The sequence below is a fragment of the Streptomyces sp. NPDC044984 genome, assembly GCF_040646935.1.
Classification (GTDB): Bacteria; Actinomycetota; Actinomycetes; order Streptomycetales; family Streptomycetaceae; genus Streptomyces.
Genome location: NZ_JBEZBE010000008.1, coordinates 111,269 through 127,330, shown reverse-complemented (window position 1 = coordinate 127,330; position 16,062 = coordinate 111,269). Strand labels below are relative to the sequence as shown.

Sequence of the window (16,062 nt, the reverse complement as noted above, 5' to 3'; positions counted from 1 at the left end):
TTATGCCGTTTTTAGTGGGCGATCCGGGACACCCCGTGAGAGGCGACCTTCGAAAGGAGGGTGATGGAAGATGATCACCCGCGAAGAGATCTCGATCCTGCTGGATCACCCCGTCTACGACGGGGACGGGAACAAGGTCGGCGACGCGAAGCACGTCTTCCTCGACGACGCGAGCGGACGCCCCGAGTGGGTGACCGTCAAAACGGGCATGTTCGGCTCCAGCGAGTCGTTCATCCCCATGCGTGACGCCGCCCTGGTGAAGGACCACCTCGAGGTCCCCTACCGCAAGGACAAGATCAAGGGCGCGCCCAACGTCGACATCGACGCGGGCGGCCACCTGTCGGTGGACGAGGAACACCGTCTGTACGACTACTACGGCATCGACTGGGACTCCGTGCTGACCGAGCCCGGCGAAGGCGACCGGTCTCCCGGCATGGGCACGGCCGGTACGGCCGGAGCGGCCGGTGCGGCGGGCGCCGCCGGTGCGGCGGGCATGGCCGGCCGCCGGGGCGACACCTCCCGGACGGCGCCGGGCACGGCTGGAACCGCGGGCACCGCGGGCGGCCGGAGCGAGGCCCGGACCCGGGGACCCGACGACGACGCCATGACCCGCTCCGAGGAGCGGATGCACGTCGGCGTCGAGCGGCATCAGGCCGGACGGGCCAGGCTGCGCAAGTACGTGGTCACGGAGGAGGTCCAGCAGACCGTGCCGGTGCGCCACGAGGAGGTCCGCGTGGAGCGCGAACCGATCACGGACGCCAACCGCGGCGAGGCCATGTCGGGCCCGGCCATCAAGGAGGACGAGCACGAGGTCACGCTGTACGAGGAGCGCCCGGTCGTGGAGACCGAGGCGGTGCCGGTCGAGCGGGTCCGGATGACCACGGAGGAGAAGACCGCCGAGGAGACCGTCCGCGGCAAGGTCCGCAAGGAGCGCATCGAGGCCGAGACGGAGCTGGACGAGGAGTCCGGCCGCCGGGCCCGTGACGTCCCCGGGCGAGGCCGCGAGTAGCCCCGCCCCCAGCGCGCGCCGGTGTCGTCTCACCGGCGCGTCGCCGTGCCGCCGTCCAGCCCGGCGATCGCGGCGAGCCGCCGGTAGGAGTCCAGCAGCGCCTCCCGGTCGTGGGTGCTGGTGGTGACGAGCACCTCCTGCGCGCCCGTCTCCTCCAGGACCGCCTCCAGTTGGTGCGCCACCTCGTCCTCGGTGCCGGCCAGCTGGCCGCTGAGCCCCGACTCGTAGAAACCGCGTTCCCTGGCGCTCAGGGAGAGCGCCTCGACGCGTTCGGCGGGCGGCAGCGGCGGAAAGCTGCCGTGGGTCCGGGAGTACGCCATCGACCAGGCCTCCGGGACCAGCAGCCGCCGGGCCTCCTCGGGGGTGCCGGCCACCGCGACCGTGCCGGAGACGACCACGTACGGCTCGCTCGCCCACGGGGAGGGGCGGAACCGGTCGCGGTAGTGGTCGATGCCGCGCCGCATCCTGTCCCGGTCGCGGAGGTCGCCGATGACCATCGGCAGGCCCGCGCGGGCCGCGATCGCGGCGCCCTCGCCCATGGCGAGCACGAACGGCGGCACGGTCAGCCCCTCGGCGGGTCGGGCGTGCACCCCGGTGGGGGAGGTGCCCCGGAACCAGCCGAGCAGCTCGTCGAGCTGGGCCGCGAAGTCCTCCGCGTCGTCCTTGCCGCGCCCCAGCGCCCTGCGCACCCCGTCGGTGAAGCCGACCGATCGGCCCAGGCCCATGTCGACGCGGCCCGGGAACAGCGATTCCAGCACCCCGAACTGCTCGGCCACCACCAGCGGCCGGTGGTTGGGCAGCATGACCCCGCCGGTGCCGACGCGGATGGTCCGGGTCGCCCCGGCGACGGCGGCGGCCAGCACGGTCGGCGCCGAACCCGCGACCCCCGGCACCCCGTGGTGTTCGGCGACCCAGAACCGGTGGTAGCCGAGCCGCTCCACCTCCCGCGCCAGGCCGACGGTGTCCCGCAGCGCCTCGGGGCCGGTGTGCCCCTCGCGGATGCGGGAGCGGTCGAGGACGGAGAAGCGGGCCGAGCGGATCACGGAACTCATACCGGGTTCAACACCCGGTGGCCCCCAGGATTCCGCACGCCCCGCGTCTAGGCTGGGCGGTGTGACCGACCGCGACGAGCGGCCGCTGGCCGTGTTCGACCTCGACAACACCCTCGCCGACACGGCGCACCGGCAGCACTTCCTGGAGCGCAGACCGCGCGACTGGGACGCCTTCTTCGCCGCCGCGCCGCAGGACCCGCCGCTCGCCGAGGGCGTCGCACTGCTCCGGGAGCGCGCGCGGGAGTGCGAGATCGTCTACCTCACCGGGCGGCCCGAGCGCTGCCGGCGCTCCACGCTGGACTGGCTCGCCGCCCAGGAACTGCCCGAGGGGGACCTGCACATGCGCGGCGACGCCGACCGCCGGCCGGCCCGCCACACCAAGCTGGCGATCCTGCGCCGCCTCGCCCGCACCCGGGACGTCCGCGTGCTCGTGGACGACGACGAGCTGGTCTGCCAGGACGCCCGGCGGGCCGGCTTCACCGTCGTCCTCGCCCGCTGGACGGCCCCGTCCGGGGAGCTGAGGGACGCGCAGGAGCGGGAAGGACGTACCTGAGCGGCGGCCCGGTCCCGCCCCGGCTCAGTCCGCCTCCTCCAGTCGGAAGCCGACCTTCAGCCCCACCTGCCAGTGCGCGACCTGCCCGTTCTCGATCTGGCCGCGCACCTGGGTCACCTCGAACCAGTCCAGATTGCGCAGGGTCCGCGAGGCGCGTTCGATGCCGTTGCGTACGGCCTGGTCGACGCCGTCGGGCGAGGTGCCGACGATCTCCGTGACCCGGTAGGTGTGATTCGACATGCGACTGCTCCTCTCGCCTCATTCCACCGTGCCCCACACCCCGGCGGAGCGCGAGGCGTCGGCCCCGTTCACCGGACGGCCTTGACCTACGCATTGGTCCATACCAAGATGCTGGGCGCCCGCCCGAGCTCCGCTCGCCCCCCACGCCGGGCCCCGCCCTGTCCGTCAGACAGAAACAGGACCCCCGTGAAACGCCGTCTGCTCGCCCTTGTCTGTGCGTCCGCCTCCCTGCTCAGCGGCTGTGGACTGATGCCCGGCGACGCCGAACGGAGCACGGTCACCGTGTGGTTGATGCGGCACAGCGCCTCGCAGGAGTACCTGGACCGCTTCACCGAGGAGTTCGAGCGCGAGCACCCCGGACTCGACCTCGACATCCGCATCCAGGAATGGACCGGCATCGGCGAGAAGGTGCAGAAGGCGCTGGCGGCGGACGAGGAGGACGGCCCCGACGTCATCGAGGTCGGCAACACCCAGGTCGCCACGTACGCGGAGGGCGACGGACTGCTCGACCTCACCCTGGAGTCCATGCGCGACTGGGGCCGCGACGACTGGCTGCCCGGCCTCGCCGAACCCGGCCGGTGGGGCTCCCAGCAGTACGGCATCCCCTGGTACGCGGCCAACCGCGTCGTCATCTACCGCAAGGACCTCTTCCGGCAGGCCGGCGTCACCGCCCCGCCGAAGACCCGCGACGAGTGGCTCACCCTCACCGAGAAGCTCGACACCGGCGGCAACCAGGGCATCTACCTCGCCGGACAGGACTGGTACACCCTCGCCGGCTTCATCTGGGAGGAGGGCGGAGACCTCGCCAAGGAACGGGACGGCCTCTGGCGGGGCACGCTGGACAGCCCGGAGGCGCTGCGCGGCATGGACTTCTACCGCCGGCTCCAGGCGCTCGGCGACGGACCGGTCGACGCCGACGAGGAACACCCGCCGCAGGCCGGCGTGTTCGCCGAGGGCAGGATCGCCCAGATCGTGGCCGTGCCGGGGATGGCGAGCGCCGTCCTCAAGCAGAACCCACGACTCGAGGACGAGCTGGGCTACTTCCCCGTGCCCGGCCGGACCGCCGGCAAGCCCGGCGCCGTCTTCACCGGCGGCTCCGACCTCGTGGTCCCGGCCAAGACCGACACCAGGGAAGGCGCCATCGAGGTCGTCGCCGCACTCACCGGCGCCCGGTGGAACACCGACCTGGCCCGCACGATGAACTACGTCCCCAACAAGGCCGGACTCGCCGAGTCGGTGGCGGGGGAGGAGGGGGTCGCGGCCATGGCGGCCGGAGCCGCGCAGGGCCGGGCGACCCCCGGCACACCCCGGTGGGCCGCGGTCGAGGCGGACAACCCGATCAAGGAGTACATGACCAAGGTGCTCACCGGGGCCGACCCGGCCACCGAGGCCGGGCGCGCCGCGCGCCGCATCACCGACGCCCTGGCCTTCGACTAGGGCGACGCCGTTGCCGGCACGCGGCGCTCCCGTCAGCGCGCGACGCTCAGCGACAGCGCGAACCGCCCCTCCTCGTCCGTCCACCACCGGGCCAACTCAAGGCCGGCGGACGACAGTTCCGCACGCACCCCCTCCTGACGGAACTTCGCCGACACCTCGGTGCGCAGCTCCTCGCCCGCCGCGAAGTCCACGGCGAGCCCCAGGGAGGGGATCTTCACCGTCTGCGCGCAGCGGGAGCGCAGCCGCATCTCGATCCACTCGTGCCCGGCGTCCCACAGCGCCACATGGTCGAAGGCGCCCGGATCGAAGTCGGCGCCCAGCTCCCGGTTGATGACGGCCAGGACGTTCTTGTTGAACGCGGCCGTCACACCGGCCGCGTCGTCGTACGCCCGGACCAGCACCTTCTCGTCCTTCACCAGGTCCGTGCCCAGCAGCAGGGCGTCGCCCGGGGCGAGCAGGGCGCGGACGGAGGCGAGGAACGCGGCACGCTCGGCCGGCAGCAGGTTGCCGATGGTGCCGCCGAGGAACGCCACCAGCCGCGGCCCCGGCGTGCCGGGCAGGGCCGGCAGGGCGGTGAAGTCGGCGATCAGCGCGTGCACGTCCAGTCCCGGCCGCTCGGCGGCCAGCGCCCGCCCGGCCAGGGCGAGGGCGCTCTCGCTGACGTCGACGGGGACATAGGCGCGCAGCCCGGTCAGGGCGTCCATCAGGTGCCGCGTCTTCTCCGAGGAGCCGGAGCCCAGTTCGACCAGGGTGCGGGCGCCGGACGCCGCGGCGATCTCACCGGCGCGGGCGAGCAGGATCTCGCGTTCGGCGCGGGTCGGGTAGTACTCGGGCAGCTCGGTGATCTCCTCGAAGAGCTCACTGCCCCGGGCGTCGTAGAACCACTTGGGCGGCAGCGTCCTGGGGCTGCCGGTCAGGCCCTCGCGGACGTCGGCGCGCAGGGCGGCGTCGGTGGCGTCCTCGGGCAGGGTGCGGGTGAGGTGGAACGGACTCACGTAAGGGGCTCCCTCGGAGGTGCGGGTGCGACGGCGGACGTCAGGGCGTCGCCGGGCTCCTTGAGCGGGGTCAGCAGGACGTCCGTACGGCTCGCCGCGAGCAGCGTGCGGTCGGGGACCTCACGCCAGTGCGGATCGTCGTCGTAGGGCTCGGAGGCCACGACGGTGCCGCCACCGGCCCGGGCCAGGTACCACAGGGTGTCGCCCCAGGCGGTCGCGGTGACGGTGTCGCCGCCTGTGAGCAGCAGGTTGAGCCGGGCCCCGGGGGCCGCCGCGGCGACCTCCAGGACCGTGTCGGCCAGCGCCTGCCCCTCCTCGTCACCGGCCCGCAGCCGGGCGAGCACCAGGGCCCACACGAACGCGGAGTCGTTGCGGGCCTCCAGCGACAGCACGTCCCCGGCGGACAGGGACGCCACCAGCGGCGCGAGCGACCCCGGCCAGCCCGGCACCGCCCCGTTGTGGCTGAACAGCCAGGTCCCGGCCGCGAACGGCGCCGCCGCGGCCTCCGCGTCCGCGCCCGACAGGGTCGCGTCCCGTACGGCCGCGAGCAGCGCCCGGGTCCGTACGACACGGGAGAGGTCCGCGAACGACAGGTCCGCCCACACCGGCCCGGCCCGCCGGTACCGGGCCGGAACCGGATCGCCCTCCGCGTACCAGCCGACGCCGAAACCGTCGGCGTTGACCGTGCCGTACCGCTGCCGCCGGGGCGCCCAGGACTGCCGGTACAGACCGTGCGGAGGTTTCACGAGCAGCTCGCCCAGCGGCTCCGCGGGCCCCACGTACGCCACGTGACGGCACATCAGACGTCCTCCGAGCGCGCCGTGCGGAACCCGGAGAAGATCTGCCGCCGGACCGGCAGGTCCCAGTTGCGGAACGTGCCCCGGCAGGCCACCGGGTCCACGGCGAACGAACCGCCGCGCAGCACCTTGTGCTCCGGCCCGAAGAACACCTCCGAGTACTCCTTGTACGGGAACGCCCTGAATCCCGGGTAGGGCAGGAAGTCGCTCGAGGTCCACTCCCAGACGTCACCGATCAACTGCCGTACGCCGAGCGGCGACTCACCGGCCGGGTAGCTTCCGGCGGGCGCCGGACGCAGATGCCGCTGGCCGAGGTTGGCGTGCTCGGGTCCGGGATCGGCGTCGCCCCACGGGTAGCGCATGGAACGGCCGCCGGCCGGGTCGTACCGCGCCGCCTTCTCCCACTCGGCCTCGGTGGGCAGCCGGCGCCCGGCCCAGCGGGCGTAGGCGTCGGCCTCGTACCAGCACACGTGCAGCACCGGCTCGTCGGGCGGCACCACCTCGGTGACACCGAACCGGCGCCGCAGCCACTGCCGGCCGTCCCGGCGCCAGAACAGCGGCGCGGCGAGGGAGTTGCGGCGGACGTGGGCCCAGCCCTCGGCCGTCCACCAGCGGGGCTCGTCGTAGCCGCCGTCCTCGATGAACGCCTGGTAGGCGGCGTTCGTCACCGGGGTGGTGTCGATGCGGAAGGACGCCACCTCGCGCCGGTGCGCGGGCCGTTCGTTGTCCAGCGCCCACGGCTCGTCCGAGGTGCCCATGGTGAACGGGCCGCCCGGGACGAGGACTTCGGACGGACCCGTGAACAGGGGCACCGGCTCCGGGTCCGGGGCGGTCAGCGCCCGCGGTCCCTTCCGGAGCTGATGGGTGATCAGCATGGTCTCGTCGTGCTGCTGCTCGTGCTGCGCGATCATCCCGAAGGCGAAGCCCGCCTCCGTCAGCCGCGTCCCGTGGAACGCGGCGGCCTCCAGCACGTCCAGCGCCCGGCCGCGCACGTCGGCCGCGTACCTGCGGGCCTCCTCCGGCGGCAGCAGCGGCAGCTTCGGACGTTCGGCGCGCGGGTGCTCGAAGGCGTCGTACAGGGTGTCGATCTCGGGCCGCATCGCCTCGTGGCCGGCGACGGCCCGCAGCAGCCACTGCTCCTCCTGGTTGCCGATGTGGGCGAGGTCCCACACCAGCGGGGACATCAGCGGCGAGTGCTGGGCGGTCAGGTCGGGTCCGTCGACGCAGCTGGTGAGCAGCGTGGTGCGGTCCCGTGCGGTGATCAGCGAGGCGACCGCGCGCTCGCGCAGGGCTTCGGCGTCGAGGGCGGGGTCGGTCATGAGGAGGTGTCCTTCCCGTGCGGGTGCGTGGGGCGGGGGTGCGCGCCGCGGGCCGTCGCGCACAGCTCGTCGAGCAGGTCGTCGGCCGGACAGCGCCCCCGGGCGACATAGCGGTCCCGGTACGTCCCGACCGCGTCGACCACCTCGGTGGTGGCGCCGAGCCGGGGCAGGGCGCGCAGCGCCGCCGCGAAGCAGGTGGCGGCCACTTCGCGCAGCTCCGGGTCGGCCGGTCCGCCGCGGGCCGCGTCCCGCCAGAGCGGATTGTGCGGCGCGGGCATGCCGTGGGTCCGCTCGGCCAGCGGCTTCACCGCCCGGTAGGCGGTCTCGGTGGCCTCCGGGTCGTCGAACAGCGCCGCGACCACGGCCAGCGGCACGATCCAGCCGTCGTCGCCGGGCTGCGCGTCGATCATGCGCAGTTCCAGGTGGCCGCGCGGCCGCACCGGCGGGAACAGGGTCGTGGCGTGGTAGTCGAGGTCGTCCAGGGTCGGCGGTCTGGGCGTGCCGGACCTGGTCCACTCCCGGAAGGTGAGCCCCCGGGGCACGTCCCACGGTCCGCCGTCGTCCCGCACGCACATCACGGGCGAGTCCAGGACGTGCCGGGCCCAGGCGCCGCGCGGGTCGGCGTCCAGCACGGGGGCGCCCGCCCGGCCGGTGCCGATCTGCGCCCAGCGCAGCTGCCGTGTGGACAGCCAGCCGGTCGGCCGGTCACCGGCGATCGGGGAGTTGGCGAACACCGCGACCAGGACCGCGCCCAGCTGGTGCGCCAGCCACCAGCGCCGTACGTGGCCGAGCGGGCCGGGCTCCTCGTACCCGGCGTCCACGCACACCTGCACGGAGGCGGAGGTGCACATCATGGCCCGGCCGGCGGGGCCGGTGCGGTCGAGACAGGCCTCCATGGCGTCGTAACGCGGTTCGCGCAGGAACCGGCGGGGGGCGTGCCAGGGGTCGTGACCGAGGCCGACGAGGACCAGACCGTCCTCGCGCAGGACCGCGCGGACGGCGTCGAGGTCGGCGGAGACGGTGTCGACGCACTCCATCAGGGAGGCGGCGGGCGGCGAGCTCAGCTCCAGCTGGCCGCCGGGCTCGACGGTGAGCGCCGACCTCAGGGGCACGGTCCGCAGAGCGGCGTAGGCCGCTTCGAGTCGTTCGGGTGACACGGGGAGCCGCGGGTCCCGCAGCTCGTGGACGAGCCATTCCACCTCGACGCCGAGGAGGCGCGGCGGTCCGGTCTTGAAGCAGATGCCCCGCACCAGGGCTTCCACCTCGGCTTCCGTGACGGCGCTGCGCGGCTCGGGACAGCCGCCTGCCGAATCGGACATGCAGGGATCCTCCTGAGATTCCGCCATGTCACCGGCCCGGAACGGCAACGGTCCCGGCCGGCACCAACCCGTCCACCCAAAACCTTCGCGTCGGCGGGCACAAGAGCGCCTGGCGGGGCGTTCCGGTTCGGTCATCCTTTCGTCCGGCCTGTTCCCGGGCGGTTTTCCACCCGTTTCCCGGGCCTTTCGGGGAGGCGGAAACCCCGTTGCGGCGCATCACCAGCATCGCTCAGGATGCCTGCATGAGCACGACGAGCGAGACCGCGCGGCGCGTGGTCACGGCGGCTACGGGGGTGGCGCCGTGAGCGCGCGCCTGCGCGGTATCGCCCGCGAGACCGAACAGATCGTGGCGGCGGGCGCCTACCGCGCACCCGGCGGCCACGAGGTGTCCGTCGCGGCGGCGGTCGAGGCCGCGGCCCGCGGAACGCGGACGTACGGGCCGCAGCCGGTCCCGGTCCCGGCGTTCCGTCCGGCCGGGACCCGGTTCGAGGTCACCGGCGAGAGCAGCCTGGAGGCCGCCCGGCGGCTCGCGGACCACGTGGCCGTACTGAACTTCGCCTCCGCCCGCAATCCGGGCGGCGGATACCTCAACGGCGCCCAGGCCCAGGAGGAGGCCCTGTGCCGCGCCTCCGCGCTGTACACCTGCCTGCTGCGGGCCCCGGGCTTCTACGACCACCACCGCGCCCACCGCGACCCGTTCTACACGGACCGCGTGATCCACTCACCCGCCGTGCCGGTCTTCCGCGACGACCGCGGACGCCTCCTGGACGAGCCGTTCACGGCCGGTTTCCTCACCTCGCCCGCGCCCAACGCGGGAGTGATCCTGCGCACGGCGCCGGAGCGGGCGGACGAGGTGCCGCACGCCCTGGTGGTACGGGCCGGGCGGGTCCTGGAGACCGCGGCCGCCCACGGCTACCGGCGGCTCGCGCTGGGCGCCTGGGGCTGCGGGGTGTTCCGCAACGACCCCGCCCAGGTGGCGGCGGCGTTCCGCTCGCACCTGGAGCCGGGAGGGCGCTTCGCGGGCGCCTTCGCCCACGTGGTCTTCGGCATCCTGGACCGCACCCGCGACAGCGCGGTCCGCGCCGCGTTCGAGCGGGCCTTCGCGGACCTGCTGCCCGGGGCGGCGGACGTCAGCTCCAGCCGTACCGCTCCCGCAGCCGCTGACGCACGAGGTTGAACCGCATCCGGTCCAGCGCGCACGCCTCCCGGCGCATGCCCTCCTCGTGCAGCCGCAGCACCCGCTCCACGTCGACCCACGAGTCGCGGCCCGACCGGTCCCACGGCCCGCTGCCGATCGGCACCCACTCCCGGTCGCCGTCGTGCCGCCTGCTCGACAGCTGCACGGCGAGGAAACTCCCGGCCGCCTCCCGGGCGACGACGAGCACCGGACGGTCCTTGCCCCGGCCGTCGTTCTCCTCGTAGGGCACCCAGGTCCAGACGATCTCCCCGGGGTCGGGGTCGCCGTCGTGCGCGGGCGAGTACTCGGTGCGCACCCGGCCCACCTCACGGGGCGCGGCCTCGACGGTGGCGGAAGGGCCGTGGCGGCCCGGGGCGTTCTCAGGGCGGAAGGCGGTCACAGGCGTACCGTACGGCACCCCGGAAGGCGCCTCGCGCGCGGCCGGTGACACCGGCGGCGGCTCGCCGTGCGCCGCGCCCGGCGCACGGCGCCGACGTCATGCGGGCGTCTTCGAAAGCGAGGCGTCCACCGGTTCAGCCGGGCCCGGACAGCCCCGTGAGTTCCCGGCCCGTGACCATCCCGGCCTCGATCCGGACGAACACCCCGTCGTGCGTCGGCATCCACGAGCGGGGACCGGTCCGCAGCAGGCGTTCGTGCTCGGCCGGGCCGGTCACCACGGCGGCCCGGCCCGTGACCACCACGCTCCAGCCGGACCGTCTCCCGGCGTCGAAGTCGTCGGCCTCGAAGGCGACCACGACGCCGTCCACCGCCCGCACCAGATCGGACGCGGCGGAGGTGCACAGCACCACGGAGGAATCGGTGTCCAGGGAGAAGTTGACGGGCAGGACCGCGGGCAGCGCCCGCCGGGTGTAGACGACGCGACCGACCGGCACCCCGGCCAGCAGGCGCAGACACTCCTGGCGGTCCAACGGCCGGAAGCCCTCGCTGTGGATCATTCCTCCATCGTCGGCGCCGGACCCCTGCCGGGCCAGGGCCGGACGGCCCTGATGACGGTCCGGCGCCGACGGCGGCTCTCCGCGGACGGCTCCTCGTGGGGCGGCTGTCGCACGCCTCCGCCGCCGGCCGTCACGGCCGTGCGCGCGAGCAGACATGTCTGACTTCCTTCGCGGGTGGAACCCGGGGGGCATGGGCAAGACCGCGCTGATCGTCATCGACATGATCAACACCTACGACCATGTGGACGCCGAGCATCTGATCCCGTCCGCCGAGTCGGTCGTACCGGTCGTCGCCACCCTGCTGGAGCGGGCGCGGCGCCGGGACGTGCCGGTGATCTACGTCAACGACAACTTCGGCGAGTGGCGCTCCCACCACGGCGAGCTGCTCGACAAGGCCCTGTCGGGACCGCACGCGCGCCTCGTGAAACCGCTGCTGCCGGACGACTCCTCCCTCTTCGTCGTCAAGGCACGGCACTCGATCTTCTTCGAGACGCCCCTGGGCTATCTGCTCAACCAGCAGGGCATCGACCGGCTCGTGCTGTGCGGTCAGGTCACGGAGCAGTGCGTCCTGTACTCGTCGCTCGACGCGCACATCCGCCACTTCGACGTGACCGTCCCCCGTGACGCCGTCGCCCACATCCACGCCGACCTCGCGGACGCCGCCCTGCGGATGATGGAACGCAACATGGGCGCGCGGGTGTGCGACAGCGACGAACTGTGGAACTGACGCCCCGCGACGCGGATCCACGGGCCGGCAGCGGTCCCATGAGCCGTACCCCCGTCCCGCCCCGCGAGGTCCGCCCCTACCTCGACGAACTGGTCCGCCGCACGCGCGCCGTCTGCGGCCCCCACCTGGTGAGCGTCCTCGCCGTCGGCTCCCTCGCGCTCGGCGACTACCGGCACGGACGCAGCGACGTCGACGTGACCGTCGTGGTGGACCGTTCGCTTCCCCGGCGCGCCCTGTCCGAACTGGCCGGGGCGCTGGCGCACCCCGCCCTGCCCTGTCCCGCGGCCGGACTGGAACTGGTCGTGTACCCGGCCGATCTCGCCGGCCGCCCGTCCGGCGGGGCGGGGTACCTCATGGACCTCAACACCGGACCGTCCCTGCCCGAACGGGTCAGTCACGACCCCGGGGAGGCGCCCGCCTTCTGGTACGTCCTCGACCGTTCCCTCGCCCACCAGGCCGGCCTCCCGCTGTTCGGCGGGCCGGTACGGGACGTGATCGCCGCACCGGAGCGGGCCGCCGTGCTCACCGCGCTCCGCGCCTCCGTGCGGGAACACGCCGAGGGCGAGGGGCACGCGGCCGACAACCGGGTGCTCAACGGCTGCCGCTCCGTGGTGTGGTGCCGCACCGGCCGCTGGTTCGCCAAGCGCGAGGCGGCCGGGATCGTCGCCGCCTCGGAGGCGGACTTCCGGCCACTGGTCACGGACGCGCTGCGCAGCTTCGAACGCCCCCGTGAGTCCGCGCTCGCGCTGCCCGGTGCGGCGGTCGGGGACTTCCTGGCCTGGGTGGCCGTCCGCGTGGACGAGGCCGCCGCGGCCGAGGGCGGGCACGACGCCCCGGCCTGACACGCGCCTGCGTGCCGCCGTCCCCGGCCCACGGCTCGACAGCCGTCGGCTCCGCCGTCTAGGCTCCTCGGCGCGGCATCGCGTGTCGGTCACCGGCCGGGTGAGGCATGGAGGCGCCGCGGATGCCCGTGGAGGCATTGCCCTCGTGTCAGTCGAGTTCAACCACACCATCGTTCTCACCCGTGACCGGGAGAAGTCCGCCCGTTTCCTCGCCCACGTCCTGGGCCTTGAGGTCGGGGAACCGGCCGGAATGTTCCTGCCGGTGACGACCGCCAACGGAGTCACCCTGGACTTCGCGACCGTCGACATCGACATCCCGGCGCAGCACTACGCGTTCCTCGTCTCCGAGGACGAGTTCGACGCGATCCTCAGCCGGCTCGTGGACGCCGGGATCCCCCTCCAGGCCGATCCGCACGGCAGGCACCCCCGCCGCATCAACCGCAACGACGGCGGTCGCGGCGTCTACTTCCGGGACCCGGCGGGCCACGGCCTCGAGGCCATTACCCTCCCGTACGGCACCGACCCGGCCTCACCGCTGAACGGCGTCACCGAGGAGGTTCCCGGAGCCGTGTAGGCGGGGCGGGGGCGGGCGTGCTCACGCGTCCGCCCCCGCCCGGCCGGTTTACGCGCCGCGCAGCGGGCTACGCGTCGGACACGGGGAGTCCAGGCCGGCCACGTACCGGGAGGTGCCCATGACCATGCGGATACGGGACGTGATGTCCGCGGACACCGCGTCCGTCGAGCCCATGACGACGGTGGCGCGGGCGGCGCGCCTGATGCGCGAGCAGGACATCGGCGACGTCCTCGTCGCGTACGACTGTGATCTGTTCGGTGTGCTCACCGACCGCGACATCGTGCTGAGGGGCGTCGCGGAGGGGTGCGACCCGGAGGCCACGACGGTCGGTTCCCTGTGCACGCGTCCGCCCCTGGTGACACTCGACCCCGAGGACACCACCGATCACGCCGTGGAGCTGATGCGGCGGCACGCCGTCCGACGGCTCCCGGTGGTGGAACGCGGCGGCTGTCCGGTGGGGATGGTGAGCCTGGGGGACCTCGCCGCGACGGAGGATCCGCACTCCGCCCTGGCGGACATCAGCGCGGCGGCTCCCACGCACTGAGCGCGCACGTCCAGCCGTACGGGCCCGGGCGGATCCGCAGTTCCTCCCAGTCCACGGCCGTCGGCATCCGCCCGGTGACCCGTACGTCCGTCAGGGCGGCCACCGCCAGGCGTACGTCGAGACCGTCCTCGGTCCCGTCCGCCTCCACGTCGACCGGTACCTGGCCGTACTCCTCCAGCCGGTACAGGACCTCGTCCAGCAGTGCCGCCAGCAGATCGTCGTCACTGGCCCCGTCCAGCCGGATGCGGCCCACGCCCGTCGGCCGCACCCCGGAGACGTCGGCGAAGCACTCCACCATCGCCGCCACCGCCTCCGCCAGACAGTTCTCCCGGCTCGCCGCCCACGCCTCGATCCGGAACTCGTCCTCCTGCGCCACCGCCCGGTGCCCGCTCTCGTCCGGCCGCCGCGCCTGCCCGTAGTCGCTCGTGTCACCGACCATGGAACTCGCCTGCCCGACGACCGCGCACCCATGCCGGACGTCGTGCGCTTCGAGTGGCGGAGAGCGGGGTACACGGGTGCGGACCAGGTGCTTCAGGTGCCGTCTTCCGGCGTGGAGGGAGGGCATCCGCCATGCGGTTCCGTGATCGCCGGCAGGCCGGCCGTGAACTGGCCGCACGGCTGCGGGAGAGGCAGGACGAGGGAGTCCTGCCCGAACCCGTCGTGCTGGCCCTGCCCCGCGGCGGTGCCGCCGTGGCCGTCGAGGTCGCCCGGGCACTGGACGCCCCGCTCGACGTCCTCGTCGTACGGAAGATCGGCGCCCCCTTCCACGAGGAGTTCGGCGTCGGCGCGATGGCCGGCGACGGGATTCCGCTCTTCGACGAGGACGCCCTGCTGCGGCTGGGCATCACCGAGGCCGACCTCGCGCCCGTCGTCGAACGCGAGCGCGCCGAGCTGCGCCGCCGCGAACAGCGCTACCGCCAGGGCCGCCCCGCTCCCGAGCTGGGCGGACGGACCGTGATCGTCGTCGACGACGGGCTGGCGACCGGCTCCACCGCCCGCGCCGCGCTGCGCGCCCTGCGGACACAGGACCCCGGACACCTCGTGCTGGCCGTTCCGGTCGGCGCGGCGGAGGGCGTCGCACTGATGCGCTCCGAGGCCGACGAGGTGGTGTGCCTGTACGAGCCGGCGGCGTTCATGGCCGTGGGCCAGTGGTACGAGGAGTTCGGCCAGCTGACCGACGAGGACGTCATGGAGGCGCTGCACCAGCGGCAGGCGTAGCCGCGGTCAGACGACCCCGTCCGCGCGCAGTGCCGCGATCTCCTCGGGAGAACGGCCCAGTTCCGTGAGGATCGCCTCCGTGTGCTCGCCCACGGCCGGTACCGGGTCCATACGGGCCGGCAGCCCCGCGAGGTCGGCGGGCGGCAGCAGCGCCTCCACGGTCCCGCCCGGCACCGCCACCTCGCGCCAGCGGTCGCGGCCGGCGAGCACCGGGTGGCCGAGGAACGCGGCGACGTCGTTGACCCCGGCGCAGGCGATGCCGATCGCCTCCAGGTCCTCGAGCAGTTCATCGGCGTCCGCGCGGGCGAAGCGCTCGGCGATGACCGCGTTCAGCTCCTCGCGGTGGGCCACCCGGTCGGAGCCGGTGGCGAAGCGCGGATCGTCGGTCAGCTCCGGCCGGCCAAGGAACTCCGCGCACAGGGCCGCCCACTCGCGCTCGTTCTGGACGGAGAACAGCACCTCGCGTCCGTCGGCGGCCCGGTAGGTGCCGTACGGGGCGATGGTGGCGTGCTGCGTGCCCAGGCGCGGGGGCTGGGCACCGCCGTAGCGGGTGTAGTAGGCGGGCTGGCCCATCCACTCGGCGAGCGCCTCGAACAGGGACACCTCCACCGGGTGCGCCGTGCCGGTGGTCGCGCGGGTGTACAGGGCGGTGAGCACACCGCTGTAGGCGTACATCCCGGCGGCGATGTCGGCGACGGAGATCCCGGTGCGGGCGGTCTCCTCCGGGGTTCCGGTCAGCGACACCAGGCCGGTCTGGCACTGCATCAGCAGGTCGTACGCCTTGCGGTCGGCCCAGGGGCCGCTCGTGCCGTAGCCGGAGATCGTGCAGGGGATCAGCCGCGGATGGCGGCGGGTCAGCTCGTCGGTCCCGAGGCCGAGGCGGCCGGCGGCGCCCGGCGCGAGGTTCTGCACGAACACGTCGGCGTCCCGGAGCAGTCCGTGCAGGATCGCGCGGCCGCGCGGGTCCTTCAGGTCCAGCGTGAGGGATTCCTTGGAACGGTTGATCCACACGAAATAGCTGGAGTGACCGTGCACGGTCGTGTCGTACCGGCGGGCGAAGTCCCCCTCGCCCGGCCGCTCCACCTTGATCACACGGGCGCCGAGATCGGCCAGCTGGCGGGTGGCGTAGGGCGCGGCCACCGCCTGCTCCACACTGACCACCGTGACCCCGGACAAGGGGGGTTCGTGCACGTCCGCGCCTCCTGCCTGCTCCGGCCTCGATCAGTACAGCCGGGGAGCGGCGGCTGTCAACGGCTACCCCGGCCGTTCACCGGCCGACCCGGCCCCACGGAGCCTCCGCGGG

The 16,062-nt window shown here is 73.8% G+C and carries 19 protein-coding genes; 9 read left to right on the top strand and 10 right to left on the bottom strand.

Translation table 11 applies throughout. The features are described 5' to 3' along the window. Positions 1–70: 70 nt before the first annotated feature. On the top strand, positions 71–1,009 hold the full coding sequence (locus tag AB0A94_RS11420) for a PRC and DUF2382 domain-containing protein (protein WP_361742337.1): 939 nt from the start codon (positions 71–73) through the stop codon (positions 1,007–1,009). Positions 1,010–1,038: 29 nt separating this feature from the next. On the opposite strand, the gene AB0A94_RS11415 is transcribed toward AB0A94_RS11420, so the two are convergent. After that, entirely contained in the window at positions 1,039–2,061 is a 1,023-nt protein-coding gene (locus tag AB0A94_RS11415) for an LLM class flavin-dependent oxidoreductase (RefSeq protein ID WP_361742334.1), read from the bottom strand. A 61-nt stretch (positions 2,062–2,122) separates the two neighbouring features. Here AB0A94_RS11415 and AB0A94_RS11410 point away from each other — a divergent pair, with 61 nt between their 5' ends. Beyond that, complete coding sequence (locus AB0A94_RS11410; protein WP_361742332.1) at positions 2,123–2,614, top strand: hypothetical protein; 492 nt, start codon at positions 2,123–2,125, stop codon at positions 2,612–2,614. Positions 2,615–2,638: 24 nt separating this feature from the next. On the opposite strand, the gene AB0A94_RS11405 is transcribed toward AB0A94_RS11410, so the two are convergent. Beyond that, the gene (locus AB0A94_RS11405) at positions 2,639–2,854 is read right to left on the bottom strand and encodes a dodecin (protein WP_217134430.1); all 216 of its coding nucleotides are present in this window, start codon (positions 2,852–2,854) and stop codon (positions 2,639–2,641) included. Positions 2,855–3,040: 186 nt separating this feature from the next. On the opposite strand from AB0A94_RS11405, the gene AB0A94_RS11400 reads away from it, so the two are divergent. Continuing rightward, positions 3,041–4,291: an extracellular solute-binding protein gene (locus AB0A94_RS11400; RefSeq protein ID WP_361742329.1), complete on the top strand. Its 1,251-nt coding sequence runs from the start codon at positions 3,041–3,043 to the stop codon at positions 4,289–4,291. A 32-nt stretch (positions 4,292–4,323) separates the two neighbouring features. On the opposite strand, the gene egtD is transcribed toward AB0A94_RS11400, so the two are convergent. From egtD to egtA, 4 genes are read right to left on the bottom strand one after another with little or no spacing between them, the layout of a single operon-like run. After that, on the bottom strand, positions 4,324–5,286 hold the full coding sequence (egtD, locus tag AB0A94_RS11395) for an L-histidine N(alpha)-methyltransferase (protein ID WP_361742326.1): 963 nt from the start codon (positions 5,284–5,286) through the stop codon (positions 4,324–4,326). After that, on the bottom strand, positions 5,283–6,086 hold the full coding sequence (gene egtC / locus AB0A94_RS11390) for an ergothioneine biosynthesis protein EgtC (protein ID WP_361742323.1): 804 nt from the start codon (positions 6,084–6,086) through the stop codon (positions 5,283–5,285). Before egtC ends, egtD begins: the two co-directional genes overlap by 4 nt. Continuing rightward, positions 6,086–7,402: an ergothioneine biosynthesis protein EgtB gene (egtB, locus tag AB0A94_RS11385; protein ID WP_361742320.1), complete on the bottom strand. Its 1,317-nt coding sequence runs from the start codon at positions 7,400–7,402 to the stop codon at positions 6,086–6,088. The genes egtC and egtB overlap by 1 nt, the downstream gene beginning before the upstream one ends. Further along, complete coding sequence (gene egtA, locus AB0A94_RS11380; RefSeq protein ID WP_361742317.1) at positions 7,399–8,721, bottom strand: ergothioneine biosynthesis glutamate--cysteine ligase EgtA; 1,323 nt, start codon at positions 8,719–8,721, stop codon at positions 7,399–7,401. Before egtA ends, egtB begins: the two co-directional genes overlap by 4 nt. 301 nt (positions 8,722–9,022) lie before the next feature. On the opposite strand from egtA, the gene AB0A94_RS11375 reads away from it, so the two are divergent. Then, on the top strand, positions 9,023–9,898 hold the full coding sequence (locus AB0A94_RS11375; RefSeq protein ID WP_361742314.1) for a TIGR02452 family protein: 876 nt from the start codon (positions 9,023–9,025) through the stop codon (positions 9,896–9,898). On the opposite strand, the gene AB0A94_RS11370 is transcribed toward AB0A94_RS11375, so the two are convergent. Further along, positions 9,852–10,298: a type II toxin-antitoxin system PemK/MazF family toxin gene (locus tag AB0A94_RS11370; protein WP_361742311.1), complete on the bottom strand. Its 447-nt coding sequence runs from the start codon at positions 10,296–10,298 to the stop codon at positions 9,852–9,854. The genes AB0A94_RS11375 and AB0A94_RS11370 overlap by 47 nt on opposite strands. Before the next feature lie 133 nt (positions 10,299–10,431). Beyond that, the gene (locus AB0A94_RS11365) at positions 10,432–10,854 is read right to left on the bottom strand and encodes a pyridoxamine 5'-phosphate oxidase family protein (protein ID WP_361742308.1); all 423 of its coding nucleotides are present in this window, start codon (positions 10,852–10,854) and stop codon (positions 10,432–10,434) included. 190 nt (positions 10,855–11,044) lie between these two features. Between AB0A94_RS11365 and AB0A94_RS11360 the strand changes: the two genes are divergently transcribed. From AB0A94_RS11360 to AB0A94_RS11345, 4 genes are all read left to right on the top strand, one after another. Then, complete coding sequence (locus AB0A94_RS11360; RefSeq protein WP_361742305.1) at positions 11,045–11,581, top strand: isochorismatase family cysteine hydrolase; 537 nt, start codon at positions 11,045–11,047, stop codon at positions 11,579–11,581. Positions 11,582–11,619: 38 nt separating this feature from the next. Then, positions 11,620–12,423, top strand: a complete 804-nt coding sequence (locus AB0A94_RS11355; protein ID WP_361742302.1) for a nucleotidyltransferase domain-containing protein — start codon at positions 11,620–11,622, stop codon at positions 12,421–12,423. Positions 12,424–12,568: 145 nt separating this feature from the next. Then, the gene (locus tag AB0A94_RS11350) at positions 12,569–12,997 is read left to right on the top strand and encodes a VOC family protein (RefSeq protein WP_361742299.1); all 429 of its coding nucleotides are present in this window, start codon (positions 12,569–12,571) and stop codon (positions 12,995–12,997) included. Positions 12,998–13,115: 118 nt separating this feature from the next. Continuing rightward, entirely contained in the window at positions 13,116–13,541 is a 426-nt protein-coding gene (locus tag AB0A94_RS11345; RefSeq protein ID WP_361742296.1) for a CBS domain-containing protein, read from the top strand. On the opposite strand, the gene AB0A94_RS11340 is transcribed toward AB0A94_RS11345, so the two are convergent. Then, on the bottom strand, positions 13,516–13,980 hold the full coding sequence (locus AB0A94_RS11340; protein WP_361742293.1) for an archease: 465 nt from the start codon (positions 13,978–13,980) through the stop codon (positions 13,516–13,518). The genes AB0A94_RS11345 and AB0A94_RS11340 overlap by 26 nt on opposite strands. A gap of 131 nt (positions 13,981–14,111) precedes the next feature. Between AB0A94_RS11340 and AB0A94_RS11335 the strand changes: the two genes are divergently transcribed. Further along, positions 14,112–14,759: a phosphoribosyltransferase family protein gene (locus AB0A94_RS11335; protein WP_361742290.1), complete on the top strand. Its 648-nt coding sequence runs from the start codon at positions 14,112–14,114 to the stop codon at positions 14,757–14,759. 6 nt (positions 14,760–14,765) lie between these two features. On the opposite strand, the gene AB0A94_RS11330 is transcribed toward AB0A94_RS11335, so the two are convergent. Next, positions 14,766–15,950: a CaiB/BaiF CoA-transferase family protein gene (locus AB0A94_RS11330; protein WP_361742287.1), complete on the bottom strand. Its 1,185-nt coding sequence runs from the start codon at positions 15,948–15,950 to the stop codon at positions 14,766–14,768. Positions 15,951–16,062 lie beyond the last annotated feature (112 nt).